General features: G+C 39.3%; 14 protein-coding genes. 10 read left to right on the top strand and 4 right to left on the bottom strand.

Annotation, left to right across the window (positions count from 1 at the left end):
- Nucleotides 1-76 precede the first annotated feature (76 nt).
- Together F7D47_RS05125 and nhaD are read left to right on the top strand one after the other, a co-directional pair.
- The gene (locus F7D47_RS05125; protein ID WP_153084999.1) at nt 77-721 is read left to right on the top strand and encodes a hypothetical protein; all 645 of its coding nucleotides are present in this window, start codon (nt 77-79) and stop codon (nt 719-721) included.
- A gap of 199 nt (nt 722-920) precedes the next feature.
- Nucleotides 921-2,291, top strand: coding sequence for a sodium:proton antiporter NhaD (nhaD, locus tag F7D47_RS05120; protein ID WP_153084998.1), 1,371 nt, complete (start codon nt 921-923; stop codon nt 2,289-2,291).
- Between the two features lie 283 nt (nt 2,292-2,574).
- Here the strand turns inward: nhaD and F7D47_RS05115 are convergent, their stop codons facing one another.
- Both F7D47_RS05115 and F7D47_RS05110 read right to left on the bottom strand, forming a co-directional pair.
- The gene (locus F7D47_RS05115) at nt 2,575-4,461 is read right to left on the bottom strand and encodes a VapE domain-containing protein (protein ID WP_153084997.1); all 1,887 of its coding nucleotides are present in this window, start codon (nt 4,459-4,461) and stop codon (nt 2,575-2,577) included.
- A 251-nt stretch (nt 4,462-4,712) separates the two neighbouring features.
- A complete protein-coding gene (locus F7D47_RS05110) occupies nt 4,713-5,168 on the bottom strand; it encodes a DUF6078 family protein (protein ID WP_153084996.1) in 456 nt (151 codons plus the stop codon).
- Between the two features lie 750 nt (nt 5,169-5,918).
- On the opposite strand from F7D47_RS05110, the gene F7D47_RS05105 reads away from it, so the two are divergent.
- From F7D47_RS05105 to F7D47_RS05070, 8 genes are read left to right on the top strand one after another with little or no spacing between them, the layout of a single operon-like run.
- Nucleotides 5,919-7,169, top strand: a complete 1,251-nt coding sequence (locus tag F7D47_RS05105; protein ID WP_153084995.1) for a hypothetical protein — start codon at nt 5,919-5,921, stop codon at nt 7,167-7,169.
- A gap of 2 nt (nt 7,170-7,171) precedes the next feature.
- The gene (locus F7D47_RS05100; protein ID WP_153084994.1) at nt 7,172-7,606 is read left to right on the top strand and encodes a hypothetical protein; all 435 of its coding nucleotides are present in this window, start codon (nt 7,172-7,174) and stop codon (nt 7,604-7,606) included.
- Between the two features lie 15 nt (nt 7,607-7,621).
- A complete protein-coding gene (locus F7D47_RS05095) occupies nt 7,622-8,998 on the top strand; it encodes a hypothetical protein (RefSeq protein WP_153084993.1) in 1,377 nt (458 codons plus the stop codon).
- Between the two features lie 2 nt (nt 8,999-9,000).
- Nucleotides 9,001-12,129, top strand: a complete 3,129-nt coding sequence (locus F7D47_RS05090; RefSeq protein ID WP_153084992.1) for a hypothetical protein — start codon at nt 9,001-9,003, stop codon at nt 12,127-12,129.
- Nucleotide 12,130: 1 nt separating this feature from the next.
- A complete protein-coding gene (locus tag F7D47_RS05085) occupies nt 12,131-14,155 on the top strand; it encodes a hypothetical protein (RefSeq protein ID WP_153084991.1) in 2,025 nt (674 codons plus the stop codon).
- Nucleotides 14,155-15,000 carry a hypothetical protein gene (locus F7D47_RS05080; RefSeq protein ID WP_117695388.1) on the top strand — a complete coding sequence of 282 codons (846 nt, stop codon included), beginning with the start codon at nt 14,155-14,157 and terminating at the stop codon, nt 14,998-15,000. Before F7D47_RS05085 ends, F7D47_RS05080 begins: the two co-directional genes overlap by 1 nt.
- A gap of 5 nt (nt 15,001-15,005) precedes the next feature.
- Complete coding sequence (locus F7D47_RS05075; protein WP_153084990.1) at nt 15,006-15,710, top strand: hypothetical protein; 705 nt, start codon at nt 15,006-15,008, stop codon at nt 15,708-15,710.
- A gap of 51 nt (nt 15,711-15,761) precedes the next feature.
- Nucleotides 15,762-16,967 (top strand): IS256 family transposase, encoded by a 1,206-nt coding sequence (locus F7D47_RS05070; protein ID WP_153084989.1) that lies wholly within the window; start codon nt 15,762-15,764, stop codon nt 16,965-16,967.
- 259 nt (nt 16,968-17,226) lie between these two features.
- Here the strand turns inward: F7D47_RS05070 and F7D47_RS14715 are convergent, their stop codons facing one another.
- Complete coding sequence (locus tag F7D47_RS14715; RefSeq protein WP_194252632.1) at nt 17,227-17,379, bottom strand: hypothetical protein; 153 nt, start codon at nt 17,377-17,379, stop codon at nt 17,227-17,229.
- 197 nt (nt 17,380-17,576) lie between these two features.
- On the bottom strand, nt 17,577-19,013 hold the full coding sequence (locus F7D47_RS05065; RefSeq protein WP_153084535.1) for an AAA family ATPase: 1,437 nt from the start codon (nt 19,011-19,013) through the stop codon (nt 17,577-17,579).
- Nucleotides 19,014-19,217 lie beyond the last annotated feature (204 nt).

Genomic DNA, 19,217 nt, shown 5'->3' with positions numbered 1-19,217 from the left:
CTTAACACCCATTAACCAAATATCCTAACTTGATTCCTGGGTGCAAAGGTAAAAGAAAGAAATCGCATTTGATTCATTGCTGCTGATAGCTGCTGACGATGTTAGTCAGCAAGCTATCAATCAGCTTCGCTCAGATGGAATATATTCCATCGAGAACCATTCTTGCACACTTATCAATATGGTAGTGGTATCTACTGCCGAAGGAGCAGAACATATTCATCAGGTATTGGAGAACCACGAACGTGCCAGAAAGAATGTAGTCGTAAAAATGACTCCGGAACTCTGCATCAAGGATGAATCCGATATCGACTCTATCTTGTCTTTCCAGCAAAATCCAGGCTCTAATACATACATGGAATTGAAGCACTTCTTGCAGATGTATAAGGAGAATGTGGAGATTCATGGTATGGTAGGCTTTGATTTCAGAAGTTTCTCCGATATCATCAGAGGAAAGAATGTGGTATCTGTCTATTCGTATGAATATCAAGACGACATAGCTGAGGCTATCAGCCACCTAAAGTCTGTTAATCTAAAAGACAATGGCAAATATCTTCTGTCGTTTACAGTAGGTAAGTATGATGAGAAGGCTCTATCCAGGCATTTGGCTTCTCTCAATGAATACATGGATACCTTCCCCGAAGAGAGCAGCCTCTACTGGACATACAGAGTGGCAACTTCGCAAAAAGTAACTTTGTTTGCTCCTATATCTTCAGAGCAATAAAAATATGAAATGCCTCAACCATACTGGGCGAAATCGGTTATTATTAGGTTAAATCCGTAATTAAGTAAACGATTTCATACAATTATAATAAGGAATCGTGTGGTTATTGCTTTTCTTTTTGTACCTTTGCATCCGTTTGGCAATTGTGGGTACCAAATCATACATAAAGGAAAAAATATCTAATAATAAATAAAAAGTAATGACTACACTTACAATTTCTATTATTGTCGTTTTCGTGCTCGGCTATGCACTCATAGCTACCGAAAGCTTGACAAAGGTAAACAAGGCAGCAATTGCCCTGTTGATGTTGGTAGGTTGTTGGACCCTCTACATGATGGATCCAATGCAGTATCTCCAGTTGATGCACCCTGATTATACAGGCGGTGCTGCTGGAATGGTGGAGAAGGTGACCGGAATCATCCAGGAACATCTGGGCGATACCGCCACAACACTCTTCTTCCTGATGGGTGCGATGACCATCGTGGAAATCGTGGACCAGAACGGCGGATTCAACTGGGTTCGCAAGGTGATGAAGACCAAGTCGAAGCGTGCGCTCCTCTGGCGTATCGCTATCCTTACCTTCTTCCTATCGGCAATCCTCGACAATCTGACCACCAGTATCGTGATGATCATGATTCTCCGAAAGCTCGTCACCGACCACAAGGATCGCATGGTTTATGCATCTCTCGTCATCATCGCTGCCAATTCGGGTGGTGCCTTCTCACCAATCGGCGACGTTACCACCATCATGCTCTGGAACAAGGGACTGATTACTGCAGCCGGCGTTATCGCCGAAATCTTCATCCCGTCTGTAGTTTCCATGGTGATTCCAGCCCTCATCCTTCAGACCATGTTGAAGGGCGAACTCGTGATGCCTGAGGTTTCTGCCCAGCAGAATGCATCGGTCAGCGATTTCACCGAAGGTCAGCGCAAGGCTGTGTTCTGGTTGGGAGTAGGCGGTTTGATCTTCGTTCCTATCTTCAAGAGTATCACCCACTTGCCTCCATTCGTAGGAATCCTCCTTGTATTGGGCGTTCTCTGGACTGCTACCGAAGTTTTCTATCGCAGTTTGCATCGTGGAGCTGATGCCGAGGGCACTCAGAAGCGAGTAACCAAGTTGCTTTCTCGTGTAGATATGAGTACCATTCTCTTCTTCCTCGGTATTCTGATGGCAGTATCCTGCCTGGCTGAAATTGGTGTGTTGACTGCTTTGGGTCAGGGCTTGAACGTCGTATTCGATGGCAACCACTACCTGGTTACTGGTATCATCGGTGTGCTTTCAAGTATTGTTGACAATGTGCCTCTGGTAGCCGGATGTATGGGAATGTATCCTGTGGCAGCTGTTGGTGATATGGCTGTGGATGGCGTCTTCTGGCAGTTGCTGGCCTACTGTGCCGGTGTAGGAGGTTCAATGCTGATTATCGGTAGTGCTGCAGGTGTGGTAGTAATGGGCTTGGAGAAGATTACCTTCGGCTGGTATATGAAGCATATCTCCTGGATTGCTTTCGTAGGTTACATCGCAGGTATCGTTTGCTACTGGTTCATCCGCACCTTCCTTTATGCTATCTAAAGGATAAGCATTTTTAGATGTAAACCCCACACGCCCTGAAAGGGCAGAAGCTCTTAGCCCAGGGCAACACCCTGGGTAATGATGGATGCAAGCCTGTCGCCCTGTAAGGGCAAAAGCTTTCTCTCTTACGTGAAAAAGTTTTTTTTGAGAAAAAGTCTCAAAGTCTCATTCTCTATTGAAAATGTCGACTTAAAGACTTGATAGATAATAAGATAAAAGAAATGAGACTTCTCGGTTTTGGTACCGAGAAGTCTCATTAAAGTATCATAGAAGTATCATTATTTCACTTTTTCTTTACAAGATACTTCATTCCATCAGCAAATCTCTTATGTTTTAACTCACTCATATTCGCCAGTTTTCTGCCGAATCCCATCAAACTGTTCACCTTGAGCGATGAACCTATCTGCTTTTTCAGATAGTCGAAAATCTCGGCGGCAGTCAGATATTCACCCTCTTTCTCATTCTCAACCAAATCAAAATAGAGCTGGAAATACTGGTCTATCGGCTCAGCCACCTCAAACTGGCAGTTGTTCTTCATAATCAACTTCACCTGTTCCGCATCAAAATAACTCTTCTCGCCATTGTGCAGGGCGGTCAGCGCCTGGGCGAAAAGTTGCTGATAGTTCGGACGCACACTCACATCGATTGGTCCCGTCAGTTCCACGCCTATGAACCTTCGGTTGCCGGATGGATCGGTGAGAATATCCGTGATGTTGCTCGTGGCGATGAACGAGGCGAGACGAGGAAATTCCATGACATGACTGCCATACGGAGGCTTGTATTTCAGCGTAGGCAACTGGATGAGATTCTTCAGGAATCCCTGCTGCACCTGTGGCGAAATCTGGTTGAACTCATCGAGATTGATGACCATAAACTGCGCCATCGCCTGATAAACCTGACGTTTTTCTGACAGAATCAGATTATCGTTATATCCCCACTGCAGTTCCGGCGGTAACAGCCGGCGACAGAAAGTACTCTTGTTGTAACCCTGCTTGGAAATGAGAAGCGGAGCCACTGAGTTGCCATACTGGCGATGGGTAAAGCCGCGCCACTGGTCAACCATGCCCAGGAACCAGGTGTAGAACCAGTCTGCCCAGTAAGGATTGTTGGTAGGAACCGTACGAGCCAAGGCACGTATATGGTCCTTTCCGTCCCATTTGTCGTAGCATTGGAAGAGATATTCATCTATCGGATTATAATTCTTGATATAATCAGACTCCAGAAAATTCCTGACATCCTTAATGCTCACTCGGATGTCAGCGAGCTGCACCTCCAGCGTCATGCGCTTCTGTACTCTCGGATCCACAGGCTGGAAACCATACCAACCCTTCTCCTTCGGCATGTATTCCACGAATTTCATCACCGTGTTGTATCTGAAGTTATATTTACTTTTCAGCAGCTGCATCATGCTCATGATATTCTCGCGAACGCTGTTCTTGTCAACTTTCTTTTCTTCTTCCGAAGTATCGGAACCAGGAATCATCTGCTGATTATCTTCCGTGTTGAAAGCCTGGTTCTGAGGGTGCATGTTGCTGTCAATTTTCATCGCTACCGCCTTACTGTTGAAATAAGGTTTCGCATCAAGCGTCATCATAAAACTGTTGTGCATCGAAGGCTCAAAAGACAGGTTTGCGCCCGCTTCTATAGAAGGTTTCGGCCCGTCTGTGAGCACTGAAGCCTTGGCAATCGCCTGATATACAGGCAAAATCTGCTGGTAAGCGATGCGGTAAAGTCGTTCGGCATCCGCCTCCTCAGCAGGCAGCAAGTCATCTTCATTGCTGAATTTTACCAATACGATAACCGACTTACCATCAGCACCTTCCAGCGCAGCAAAGGTAGAAGGCAGCATGGCAACCGAGCGCTTCACGCCCTCCACGCCGTCCACATCCGTAATATTTCCGAATTTCAGCATCAGGATACCGTTGCACGCCTTCATCTTCAGGTTGTTGTTTTCGTCTTTGGCGAATTCAGCAGCGGGGTAGATGTGCATCCATGTTGGCATATCCTTGTAATATTCGTAGCCGCTTTCCATATAGGTCACGTATTCGCGGAAATGGGTAACAGTAAGTCTGCTGTCATCTTTTGCGATACGTTGCAGCAACTTCTCCATCGTCTTGGTGCTGACGAGGAGCTGCTTCTTGTTGTTTGTATGAACGATTGTTACCTTCATTGAATATATTGATTAGGATGTTTGTTTGTTAACTATTAATCATAAACTGTCAACTATAAACTATAAAATCTTATCAGCGTTGCCCAAAGTTTGGTTGGTAAATTGGGCACTCGTTTCCCGTTGTACGGGCAATGGCTGCCCGTCACTTGTTCTCCAGTAGCCCGTCACGTGTTCACCGGTAGCCCGTCACGTGTTCTCTGTGGGACCGTTTAAATGGCATGGCTGGAACATCTGGAGGGCAGAGAAAAAGATTAGCTTTTAGTGAAATCAATCTCTTCTGAGAAATGGTCGAATTCAACATCTTTATATCCGTATCTGGCGAAGAGCTGTTTGATATATGCCTGTTGTTCCGGCAGGAGTTTCAGTTGTCCCAGTTTGTAACGGTAGTATTGTCCTTTGCTGCCGAGGTGGTCTCTCATTTCGGCGCGCAGTGCAGGAGCGTCTTTCACTTTCATTTCGGCAAAGAGTTTGTCGAATCCCCATGCCATTTTCACGACACGCAGCGGAGCGAAGTACTTGCAATTCCCATTTTTCAGGGCATTTGGGAAGATGGCATCCCCTCTATCAGTCTTCTCGTTTTTGTAGAGTGCAGATAGATAGTGGATACATTTGTTTTTCATCGGACATGGTTCGATGAAACAGTAGGTGATGTTGCTAGGTACGTTTCCGTACTCAAAAGCCTTTTTCAGTAATTCCTTTTCATCCATGTTTCTTAAGTATTAAGAATAAAACATTCTGTTTTACTAAACGCAAAAACATCCTGTTTATTGCCTTAAAAATGCTATTATTATCACTTCATAAAGCATTTTTTTTCGATGCAAGCAAGAAAATCATGATACTTCTCGCTAATTTATGATACTTCGATGATACTTCTTTCTTCATTTTTAGAGAAGTATCATTCGTGATAAAGTTCTGTGTATTAAAGATATAACTCTTATTTTATGTCTAAAAATGAGACTTTGATACTTTTTTCGAGAAAAAAGATTTATACGTGCGTATAATTGTTGGTTCTTTATCGCTTGCGTACTTCCTTCTAAACTTCCTCCCTTTTGTTGAAAGAATCATGTGCTGCTGATACCCCTCCTTTTTATTATAATTCCCCATAACACAACTTTTTTCGAAACTTTTTAGCTAAAAGTTTTGTTGTTTCGATAATAATTGTTACTTTTGCGGTAGAGTTTGAGCGAACGGAAAAGAACGGGCGTGATGAAGACTCGAATTAAAGAGCGTATTGACGTTATCCTAATATTGAAATGTGGTAGTTTCAAAATCTGCAGGATGATAAGCAATACTGCTCACGCATAGGATTATTGTACCCTTTTGTAAAGGGGATAATATACCCCTAAGCGTGGGCTATTGTTTGTTGCATGCAGATGGGTTCTACCACAACCTCAATATTTGTGACATACAATAGTTCCACGCTTTTTCCATTTTAAACCAAAACAAATAATAGTGTTATGAAGAAAGTCTTTCATAAATTACGTGATTATGCATTAGCACTGTTAGCCTTAATGACTATTAGCGCTTGTTGTGACAGTTTGAATACTCTTAACGACCCACATTTTACAGGGGAAGGAACACTAATTAAGAAACCTTCTTTTGCAAAGCTTGATTATAATTCTGTTATTCATTTTTATATAGAATCTTCTGGTAGTATGAATGGCTTTTTTAGAGCTGGTCAACCTACTAGTTTTAAGCAGGATGTTTATGAAATAATGAGTTATTATTCTCCTGTAACAAAGGATGTGAATATTATGACCAATAGTGGAGGAGTAGCAGGACAGTTGTCTCTAGCTCAATTCCAAACTGCAATGAATACTGGTGCGCTGGAATGTAATGCTTCTACGCAAGTTCCTGTTATGTTGCGAAATATTGTTAGTCGATTGAAAAAAAATGATGTGGCTGTTCTTATTTCTGATATGAAGTATAGTCCTGTTGGTTCGGCAGCTCCAAATGTATTGTTGACTCAATATTCTGCAGAAATAGCACGAATAGCAGGAGACTCTCAAAAGGCTTATTCGTTGGTATGCGCAACTTCTAATTATATAAGCAAAGATGGTAGCGTTGTTACTGATGTATCGCCTTATTACTATTTGATTATAGGTGAGCAAAATAAGGTGTCTGCGGTTCGAAATGGAATTGCTATTATGTTGCAAAGACAGAAACGATTTGTTGACAATCTTGAAATTGGATATAAATATGGGGCTTGTCCTTATACTTTTGATGAGCCCAAAAACGTTGCTCAACTAACAGGTTCCCCAACTTTTTATGGTTATGGAGAATCGGTTGATGAGTGTACTCTATCTTTGAAATTACATCTGGAATCATTTAGATGGCTAATGGCTAATAAGGATGTCCTAAAACAGTATTTTATCTGTAAATCTTTATATGGCTCTAAAGTGACTGTTGAAAATATTGAAGTTGAAGAATGTAATAACGTAAATTTAGAATTGAAACGTTCTGTAGTTGCAACAATTAACCTCAAAGTATCTAATATGGTTGCTGATATGGAAGTGTTAGAGTGGAATATAACAATACCATATGTGGAGCGTAATGTAATGGGAAAATTCTTGGATGATTCTAAGGGACAGAATGATGTGACTACATCTTATTCTTTAATGAATTTTTTGCTAGGTATTGCTCATGGTGGGGTTGTAAACCACCAACCTGAGCCAAATTATATTTTAATATCGAAAAATAGTTTATAATTATGCATTTCATAAAGTTATATCAGCCATTAATTGGCACTAAAGCATCCTTTCTTCAATCTTTTGAGGGGGATGCTATGCGTACCAATGCTAGTTTGTTTTGGAGCAAACTTGATGATGCCTCGATCGTCTTTTTTATTCTGACGATTGTAGCAGCTATAGGAGTCGTTGTTTATTATTATATACCTTTTAATAATCAACCAGGGCGTCATTATTTGCCTAAGTATTGGTGGCGTTTTCTTGCTGTAAGTGCAATTTTAGGTTTCGTAATAACAATAGGTATTGCAATGGGCTTTGCTACTCCAAAATTAAATGGAACATTGATGATAGAATTAAAAGTAGCATTAGCAAATGCAGTATTAGCTGTAGTAACATATTGGATCTTTTCTTGGGGGTGGTGCAAATGGGGTAAAACCAATGCATATCGCTATTTATAAAAATAGTTTTATAGTATGAAGAAAGTTTTTGTTTTTTGCATAGGTGGAACTGGCGAGCGTGTGATGAAAAGTATCACGATGCTGATGGCTGCTGGTATGGATACCAATGGCTTTACCGTGGTTCCTATAATTGTTGATCCACATTTGGATTTAGATGAAAAGAAAAATCTGCAAACTCTGATAGACAAATATGTAGAGATTCATCAAGAGGCATCTGAGGACAGAAAAAGTCCAAAGGGATTCTTTGAGGCAGAAATGACTCTTATTAATACTTTGGATACTCAAACTAATAATACCAACAAAGCTGCGGGCGAAAATCGTTCTTATGCTGAATTTTTGAATGTTGGTAATCTTGATACAAAGAGTATTAATAATTTCTTGATACAGACTTTGTATTCGAAGGAGAATCTGAATAATCATTTGTCTGTCGGTTTCAGAGGTAATCCTAATGTGGGAACGGTTGTACTTCAAGAAATGTTGGAAGGTGCTTCATGGTATAATGCATTCAAAACTCATTGTGGAGAAGAAGATCGTGTTTTCATCATAAGTTCTATTTTTGGTGGTACAGGAGCGTCAGGCTATCCGCTTTTGGAAAGAAAAATTAGAAATACAGTTGATTCCCAGACGGTATCTGATGTATTTATGGGTGCAGTAACGGTATTGCCATATTATGGCTTGACTGATCCGAAGAAGAATGATAGTAAAATTGATTCTGCAAATTTCATGACAAAGGCGAAGGCTGCACTTACATACTATGAGCATACAGTGAAGTCTGACTTGCTCTATTATGTAGGCGAGACAACCTTGCAGGCATTTCATGAGAATAACGAGAAGACTCAACCAGATGAGGCGAACTTTACTGAACTTGTTGCTGCTACAGCTTTGTTTGATTTCTTGCAGCGTTCCAAGCCTCAGCAAAGACAGTATCTGACTCGTGCAATAGAGAATGATGTCGCATCCTTGGATTTGGCCTCTGCTGGTAGTGGATATGCTTCTTTGGTTAAGTGTATTGCAGACTATTGTATATTGAATACATTATTAAAAGTGTTGCCAAATGAAAAGTATTTCCCATTGAAGCAAAGTCGTGGTTTTGATACTAGTTTCTATAAGGGTTCTCTTTCTAAGGTGATTTCTTTCTCGGAGTCTTTTGAAAAATGGTATTCCGAGTTGTCTGCAAAGAAGAGGGCGTTTGCACCTATTGCAGATATTAATCCATCTAACATGGTTAATATCATTAAGAATAGTGTAGAGCTAGAGGCTAAGGATGATTCTTACTATTTGTTGGAAATGATCAAGAGTTCAAATAAGGGAATAACAAACAACAATAGAGTTCGAAATTTCCTGGAATATGCCTATGAGGCAATAAATACTTTCACTCAGAAAATAAAATAAATATGGCAAGTATAGATTTAAATATAATAGACCGTGGTATTCAAGGAACTGTATGGACTCCCCAGGATACAGGTATTCAAGCAAGCAGGCTGGATGATGTCAAGGAACAGCGCACTGATAATAGTGGTGCTTTGAATTCTTTGCCAACACCTTTTGCGCGCTTTTTTGTCGTGCAAGAGGCTTTTCGCCGACTAACAGAGGAAAAGCGTAATCCTTCAGTTCATGCTGGTTTGGCTTATACTAGATTAGTTTCTGATTGTCTTGATGTCTTTGAGATTCTTTTTAATAAAAAGTATCATGAAAATCAATGGGGAAATAACGTTAAAGTTGTTGTTAAAGAGTGGAATAAAGCAGAGGAAATGAAGGAACTTCATGATAGAGTTCCTATCTTGTATAATGCTCTTAATTCTATTTATGATGAAGATATAAAGGAAGATAAATTGTTCTTTGTTATTCTAGAGAAGAATGGCAAGGAATATCTTCTTGGCACCAGTTCTCCTATGACGGGATTTGTGACTCCGCCAGATATGGATAAATTGGATGTATCTAAGAATAATACATCGTCAATTAAGTTTCAAGGAAGTTTGTATGAGTCTCTGAAAATTGATCGTAAAACAAACGGACAGTATTTTCGTGATATACTCTTGTTGGAGAATAGAGATAAGGATTTCAAAAATTATATGTATCAGCTGTTTAGTGGTTCTAGTCTAGATAGCCGATATGATTATTTGCGAGATTATATCCGTGAATTAAAAAATGATCCTGACGTAAAAAATAACTATTCTATAAAAACGAATGAAGTTCTGACGTTGTTCAATTCAGAATTGATTATCAATGGATTGAAGATAGGGTATAATGATGAGACTGATGTTAATGATTTCTTTTTGCCAACACTTATTAAACTTCCTTATCGCTTGAACCGAAAGAATTTCGTAGGTATAAAGTATGAGCGCGAAGTTAATGAGCGTACGTATGATTATCTTCTGCCATTAAAGAGCGAAGCTTTGTCCTATTTGGATCAAGGCTTGGCAGAGTGCGTCTGTCAAGTTAAGCCATATAGTGTTGTTGTTAAGTTTAGGTATAAAGGTGATGAGTATTTGAAAGAATACAGTGAACAGGATGAAATTCGTGATCTTTCCAAGGATAACCATTCCGTAAATGTAGGATTGTTTCCTAATATATTGTCACCTGTAGATACTGAGAATAATTATTTCAAATTGGCATTGGCGGTTGCTGACAATAATAATGGTGAAGGTGAATGGCATACTTTGAAGATTGAAGATACTGCTCTTGGATTCTACAAAAAGGATGCTGTCGGTAATTATGTTAAGATAAATGAGGCTGATGCAGAGCGTGCCCAAAATGGTGTTGAAGCACCTGTTGTACGTTCTAAACAAGGTTCTGGTGCTGGTGCATTAGCTTGCAGTACGAAGTATTATGAGTTGTTCAATACAGCTTTTGATGCGATGAAGCTAACTATTGGTACAGATTGTGGCTTCTTGTTGCCTCAATGGAGAAAGGCCCAACGTACCAATAATAGTTATACTTATGCTATTGATTTGGGTACATCTAATACGTTTATTTCCAGAACGGATAATAATGCTAATGATGTTCCTGAAATGTTTGCAATGAAAGAGAGTATGGTTTCTTATCTACATGATAATGACAGTAATGCGCAGTATTCAGAAGTTGCAAATATAGAAGACTCTATGGGAGAACCTGTATGTGATATGATGAAGACAGAATTTGTACCTCCATTTATAGATGGAGTGGATTATAAATTCCCAATCCGTACTGCAATCTGTAAGGCTCGTAATATAGTAGAACAACCGAAATTATTTGATAACCATAATATTGCATTCTTCTATGAGAAGATGATGGAGACTACATTCCAGGAATGTAAGACCGATGTCAAATGGGAAGAGAATGAAGATTGTATCAAACTATTCATTCAAGAACTACTTTTGATTATCAAGTGTGATATTTTACAGCATAATGGTGTGTTGAACCAAACAAGCTTAATATGGTTTAGACCATTAAGTTTTTCAGGAAATTCTAAGCGTATCTATGAAAGATGTTGGAAGAATTTAGCTCAAGAGATTCTGTTTACAGGTGATGTGACTTGTTATACAGAATCTGAGGCTCCATACTATTATTTCAAGAAGATGGATTATGTAAAGAACACTGATTCTGTAATGATTGTTGATATAGGTGGAGGCTCAACTGATTATGTGTATTTTAATGAGAACAAGCCTGTTGCTGCATCTTCTGTTCATTTTGGTTGTGATATATTATGGGGTAATGGTCATAAGGAATTTGATAATATCAGAGCAAATGGTATCTATCAGAAATACATTGGCACCTTGAATTGGGGCAAGAATGATAAGCTTCGTCTTTTGGAATCAGAGATGAAAGCTAATAAGCAATGTTCTACAACTGATATTATTAATTTCTGGTTGAGTAATAGCAAGAGTAATGACATTATGGATCGTTTGCACAATGATTATTTGCCATTGTTTGCTTACCATTTTACGGCAATTATGTATTATGTTGCCAAGATGTATAAGTTTGAAAAATATGCATATCCACGTTCTGTTGTGTTCAGTGGTAACGGTAGTCGTTACATTGATAACTTCATTACGGAAGATGTGACTTTGATAGAGAATATTGTAACAGCTATTTTCTCGAAAGTATATGGACAAGTTGAAATGATTCATGTCGTGATGCCTAAGACTCGAAAAGAAAGTACTTGTTATGGTGGACTGTATCGTTCAAAAAGTGCTGTTGAAGCACCAAACTTGATATACCATGGTGTTGATAAAGAGTATGAGAATGTTGGACAGATGAATAATGATCCGTCGTTACAGTCTGGATTGTTAGAAAAATATAAAGAGATGAATGACTTGTATTGCTCTGTCCTTGATATATTGAAGAGACATGGAGTCGTTGACAATTCGGTTGATTTGAATCTCTTCAAGAATAATGTAAAATTGGAATATGATGAGAATCTTAGTACCCATTATCGTTCAGATGTAAAAGAGAAATATACTAATGACGATGATGTATGCTATGATGCAGTATTCTTTATTCCTGTTATTGATAAAATTTTCGAACTTACAACAATAGTTTAGTATGGATGCAGAATATATTGTACAGTTGGCTCTTTCTTTAAGTATCTCTATTTGTATGGCAATATGGTTTATTGTAAAACAAACCAAAGAGTACCATATAAACATGGAAGCAATAGAGCATTTAAAAAACTTTTTTTCGAAGAAGGAAGGATATTCAACTTATGATAGTATAACGGTTGACGCTGATACGGATAAGTCTACAATGAGTGTTGTCATTAAAAATGTAGCAAATGATGACGCAGAATTGAAAAGTCTAATACAGGACATTAATGCGTATATACGAAAAAGTAAGGGAACCGTTGCATTTTCGATTATTCAAAACAAGACGGAACGTCGAATCTCTATGTTGTATGAAATCGCAACTTCAAAGTTGTCCTTTCCTACACATATAGGTTTGATGGGTACCTTTGCTGGTGTTTTTATCGGATTGTTAATGTTTCTTGGAGGAACATGGTATTCTGGTGAAATTACGGATGCGAACATTCAGAGTTTGATAGCCGGAGTGTTAGTATCGATGATTACTAGTTGGTGTGGAATTTCTAGATTGATATCGAGCCACCGTGCGGCTAGCGAGGCGACTAATCAAATCGATAGAGACAAGAATGAATTTTATGAGTGGGTACAGAACGAGTTGATGCCATCTGTTGATGTCAGTATGGTTGAGGCTATAGGTAAGCTTCATGAGACTATTGATCAGTTTGAACCTACATTCTCGAAAGTGATAGTAGAGTTTAAAGATGCCTTCAAGAATGTGACAGGTGCATTCGGTAATGAATTCCGTCAGAGTGTGCAAGTTGTGGCTTCTGCTGTTGACACAATGGGACAAAATATGAATAAAGTCAATAAGAACATTGAACTTCAGGGTGAATTGCTTGCAACAATAAAGAGTAATCAATTGATAAGGGGTATGGACGCTTTTGTTGAGGCATCCAAACGTTTTGGGGAAATAACGGGTTCTCTTGATCAGTTTGAAAGAGCAAGAAGACTGATGTTGATTGCAGCACAGGAAACCATTAATCTTCAAAAAGATTTCAATGAATCTCTGCAAGTACCAAAGCAAGTTGCAGCAGAAATCAACTCTATTCTTGACAGAATTACTAAGTTTGAGGCAAATATTAATGGACTTGGTGAGAACATAGCACATACTCAGATGGTTGGTAGTGCTTTGGTAGAGCAAATTAAAGAGAATATTTCTGCTATTAGAAGTAAACAAAAAGTAGCCGAAAATTACTCTGATACTGCTAGTAAAAAACTGGAGATATATTTCGAGGAGCAGAAAAAGGAGATGGGACGTGTTATGCAGAAGTATAATGAAGCCCTTGATTCTTATCTTGATGATTACGAGAAAATGCTTCAGGAACGAAAGAAAGAACTGGAACAGCGTAAACGTGAGTTTGTTGAGGCTATAGACAAGAAGTTGTCTATTGATGAGATAAGAAGTGAATTCTCTTCTTTGAAGAAGCTGAATGATATTTCTCAGATGTTGGAACAGCTTATGCGTAATCCAGTTGATGGCAACCAATTGATGAGAACTCTTTCTAAAATTCATACAGAATTGAATGCTATTAGTGCAATTCAGGAAGATAATAAGAAAGGTGGTTGGTTTAGCAATAATTCCAATACCGCAGTGGATAGAGCACAGCGTGAAAAAGAAGAGGCTAATCGTAAGGCGGAAGAAGCTGAGCGAGAGAAGCAAAAAATTATAGAGTTAGCAAGAATCCAAGCAGAGAAAGATCGAGCAGAAAAAGAAGCTCTTTTGGCAAAGATAAGAAAAGAGCAGGAAAGAGATCAAAAAGCGATGGAAGTTATTCAGCGAGTCCAGCAAAAGGACTCTCCTGTATATGAATCTGTAAATAACGAATCGATTTCTCGTTCTCAGATTGATACTTCTCTAGAAGAGCATTCTAAAGTAACTGTAGCAGAAGATGGCCCAACTGCTGCTCCGACTTCTATGGATAAAGGTATAGATGCGGAAGAAAAGTCAAATAAAAAGGGATGGTTTAGAAAAATATTTTGGAAAAAATAATGGATATAGGTAGAAAAAATAAAGAATCATTTTGGCCAAGCTATGTAGATATCATGACAACTTTGTTTGCCGTGATGCTCATATTGTTTGCCGTTTCTTATGCTCGCTTTAAGTTGAAGGAAGGGCAGTTGGAAATGTTGGTAAATGAGTACAAAGATATTATCGATGTATATTCTACCGTTGATTCCATAGATAATAGCGGATATTATGCTTATGATACTCTGTATTTGAAGCATACGTTAACGGTGAGTATTGCTTATCAAGACAAAGAATATGATATTAGTAGTAAGTTGAAGTATGATTTGACTGATAAGCGGAAAGCTGATGAGAAACGTGATAGCATCCGCCAGGCTGGTTTGTTGGTTCAAAATATTATCTACGATTTGGAAAAATCCAATAGTGATAGTAAAAACATCAAGTTCTTGGTAGTTATAGAGGGACAATCTTCTAAGATACCTTTCAATGATAATGATTGGCAAAATAATGAAACGCTTTCATTTCTTCGTGCAAAGTTCTTAAGGAAATTCTGGACAGATCCTGTTTCGGAAGGAGGATGTGGATTATTCCAACATACTAGTGAGAATGACGCTGATAGTAAGTGTGAGATTATTGTAGCTGGTAGTGGAGAAGGTGGTGTTCCTCGTTATTTCTATAAGGGTGGTGAAAATCCTATCACATTGAATCCTAATGAGGCAAAGTATAAGACCATCAACGAGGTTACCCCACAAGAATTCTTGGCATGGCGTGATGTGGAGCAGCAGAACCAACGCTTCTTGATTAATATCATTCCTATTATAGGTAATATTGATGTGACTAAAGCAAAGTTTGAGAATATAAAGAAATGATGCTTATGGAAGAGTACAAAATTTCTGAGGAAATATATCAAGCGAGTTTGGTAACTTCCTCTGAATCTTTTAGTATCTCAGATGATATATTTGAGGAGGCTGATACTTTGACTGTTGAAGAATTACAGCTGGAAGTATTGGATTCCTATAAATTTTCTGGGCGCTATTGGATTTGGAAGATGGGATCTTCTGTCTTTTATAAAAATAAAAATTGGCAAAAAATGTTTTTGGCAAATGAAATGCAAATGGAGGCTCCTGGTTTTAAGTATTTCAAGTCTTATTCTTCACTTGTTGATTTCCAAAAGGAATATAAATGTCAAAATCCTGGTAGCCGGGGGACTGATAGTCGGCCTATTGCATATAATGCTTTTGCTAATTCTTTAAGAAGAGGTGATGTTATAATTGCTTGTGCATCAAATTCTACAATTGTTGCTTGGGGCATAGTTAAAAGTGATTATTTCTATCGTCCAACGAGAAAGGCAGGGAAGCACTACCGTAACGTTACATGGATAAAGATGGATATGCCTTTTATATTTACAGATAAGCCCCAAATCCTTTATATGCTTCAGAAGGAAGAAACTCATTTGTTGAAAGAAACGTTGGTAAGCAAAACCTATCAGCAATTAACAAATGTATATCCTTTTGGCTTTGTTGATAAAGGATATGAAATGAAAATTCCTTTTGAAAGTAGGAAAAAAGCAAGAGTGTAAATTAAACTGTGTCAAGCTACAATAAAAGTAGTTTAACACAGTTTTTATATTATGGACAACTTAGAAATTGATTACAAGAAAGCAGCTCAGCAGTTGCGTAGTGGTGAAGCCTTATTTGGCAAGGACGGAGCATTAGCTCCATTGTTAGAGCGTATTCTCAACTCAGCTCTCGAAGGTGAGATGGATGCTCATTTAAGTGAAGAGGAACGCTCTTCCGGCAACCGTCGTAATGGTAAGATGAGTAAGAAGGTTCAAACAAAATATGGTGAGGTCACTATAGAGACTCCTCGTGACCGAGACGGAACTTTCCAACCTGAGACCGTAAAGAAGCGTGAGACTATTCTTGCCAATGGCATGGCAGACCAGATTATTGAGATGTACGCCATGGGCACCAGCACACGTGACATCAGCAGCTACTTTGAGCGTGAGTTCAACACAACTCTATCAGCCGATACTATCAGCTCTATAACAGACCGTGTATTACCCGAAATCACCGCCTGGAAGTCTCGCATGCTCGATCCTGTATATGCCATTTGCTGGCTTGATGCTATCCATTATAAGGTAAAGGATGAGAATGGCAGAGCTGTCACACGAGCCATTTACAACATTCTTGGTATCAACATGGAAGGCCAAAAAGAACTGTTAGGTATGTATGTGTCTAAGAGTGAAGGAGCTAACTTCTGGCTAGAAGTTCTTACGGATCTTCAGAACCGTGGTGTTCGAGACCTCTTGATTTGTTGTATTGATGGTCTCAAAGGCTTCCCTGATGCCATCCAAAGCGTATTTCCTGAGAGTTCTGTGCAGCTCTGTATTGTCCATCAGATACGCAATTCTATCAAGTATGTTGGCAGTAAGCATCAAAAGGAGTTTATCAAGGATTTAAGAACAGTATATGGTGCAGTAAACAAAGACTCCGCTGCTGCTAATTTAGACCTGTTAGAGTCTAAGTGGGGAGAGATGTACCCAATTGTCATCAAGTCATGGCGTGACAATTGGGAACGTCTGACAGAGTATTTCCAATATACTCCAGCCATCCGTAAACTCATTTATACGACCAATACGGTTGAGGGGTATCACAGACAGGTAAGAAAGGTCACAAAGACTAAAGGGGTCTTTCCTACGGATAATTCTTTGGAGAAGCTTGTGTACTTAGCTTACCGCAACATCCGTAAGAAATGGACTATGCCACTGGCAAATTGGGGACAACTTTCTCAACAATTGGCAATAAAATTTGGAGATAGATTTAAAATTATGTAACTTTGCAGCCGAAAAGGCTTCCCTGCTGGGGGCATGCCCCCAGCAGGGAGTGGGAATGAAAGTTAAGAACAAGCCTTGACACAGTTTAATTTACACCCCCGACCTGTAGTCCCAACTCTTTTAGCATTTTCTTTATGACATCAGTCTTGATGGTTGAGAATTCTGATTTGTCATAGATTTCTATCAACCATACTTCACCTGTATTCTTATCTACCAATGTGGTATATGTGATAATTCGAAATGAGGAGTTGTTTCAATATTATAGCTCATCGAAAAGTTCGTCTGCGGATTTTGCTTTCAATTTACCCTCCTTTATCATTTTTACTTCACGTAGTCCTTGACAAATTCCTTCGAGCAAATCCGTATCTATTCTTATAGAGGCGGAAGATTTTGTTTTTATTGTTGTACTCATATTACTTACATTTTAATTATATGTGTGCAAATATAGTGCAAAAGATTATAACTTCCAAAGTTTTTTTCTTTTTTTTATTGAATTAAACTTTTGAGTTCTTTCTTTAGCTTACTCTTTTGAAATCTATATATATGCTGCTGCATCCAAAAAGCGCAGAATCCTGCTGGCATCACTGCCAGCAGGATTCTACGCTTGTTTTATTTAAACAAATCCTCCATTTTAACTTCCTTTTGAACAATTCCGCTATGCTTGCCATACGCTACCCCGTAGGTTGTAATCATCGTGAGATGAATGGACTGCTTGGGAGAAAGCGTTGCTTTTAAGGCCTCTATGCGATGGCGCAAGCGCTGCTCCTCTTCTTTGCTGATGATATAAGGGGCGCTGGCAAACTTCATCTCGCATAAGTTTACCACATTGTCGTTTCTGATAATCAGAAGATCAATTTGGGCTCCTTCTTTCTCCTCTGTTCCTTTCACGCTCCATGCAGATAGCGAGGTTTTTACGCCAGCAACTCCAAGTGCCTGCTTGATTTGCTGGAAATGTTGCCAGCAAACTTCTTCGAAGGCCACTCCATGCCATGCTTTTAATACATCAGAAGTCATGTTGTCGCTTACAAAACTGGTTTCTTTTCCATGGGGTTCTACGTATTTCTGCCAAAAGAGACAGAAGTTGTCTATCAGTTTATAGCATGTTGTACTTTGGGGCATCCCGTATGGCGAATAGCTGGTGATGAAATCACTTTCTGCCAATGCTGCCAGGGTGTTAGACAAACCTCCTCCCAAAGGGAGACCTGTGGCTTGACTGATTTCTTCACGAGTGAAACCGGAATGGCGGGTAGCCAATAAACGTACCACTTTCTTGCTATCTTCCGGATTGTTGAAGATAGCAGCAAAAAGCCTGTTAAACTCATCTTTCAGTCTAGGTCTATTGCCAAAAAGAATCTTATCTGCATTTTGCTCGAAGCTTAACCCTTTCTGGAAGTACCCCATATAATAAGGTATTCCTCCAAAGACCATATAGCTTTGCAGAATGTCGTATTGACTCATTTGGATGTTAGCATGCTCGAAATACTCTTCGCATTCTTTCAGAGTGAAGGGCGAGAGTTTGATTTCTGCTGTCAAGCGTCCGTAGAGTCCTCCTTTGCTTCTTGATAGATTGCTGAGAATCCAGGAAGTAGCACTACCGCAAACCACAAGCATGATATTGTCTCTACCACTACACCAACCATTCCAAAAGTTCTCGAAGGCTGGGAGAAATCCGGAACGAGGGGTATCCATCCATGGAAGTTCATCGATGAAGATGACTTGACGTTCGCCATTGTCTTGGTCTTGTAGCAACTGTTCAAGCAAGAAGAACGCTTCCATCCAGGACTTGGGCATCTTATAACCTTCCAATCCTTGGTTGAGAAGGGCATAATAGAAACTTTCCAGTTGAGTTTTCAGTCTGTTTCTGTCGTTATCCTGGTCAACTGGAGACACGCCTGTATGCTGAAAGGTGATTCGATCTTTCAGCGCTTGTTTGATAAGGAATGTCTTTCCTACACGGCGACGTCCATATATTGCTACGAATTCGGGGCGGTCGCTATGGTACAACTTATCAAGTTCTGCTATTTCTTCTTTTCTTCCTATGATCATATTTTCTTCCTTTCCTATTATTATCTTATCTTTGACATTTTGTGCAAAAATACAAAAAAATAACGATTGCGGCAAAATATAGTATATTATATTCTGCCGCAATTATGCTTTTTTATACTTTATCGGCAAGATATAGCCGATAAATCATATCTCTGCGAAGAAAAAGTGGCAATATTGCCACTTTTTCTTCGCAGAGTGTGTTTT

Source organism: Segatella copri (assembly GCF_009494835.1).
GTDB classification, from domain to species: domain Bacteria; phylum Bacteroidota; class Bacteroidia; order Bacteroidales; family Bacteroidaceae; genus Prevotella; species Prevotella copri_F.
The sequence above is the reverse complement of the archived record's forward strand: the minus strand, read 5'-3'. Positions and strand labels throughout refer to the sequence as shown.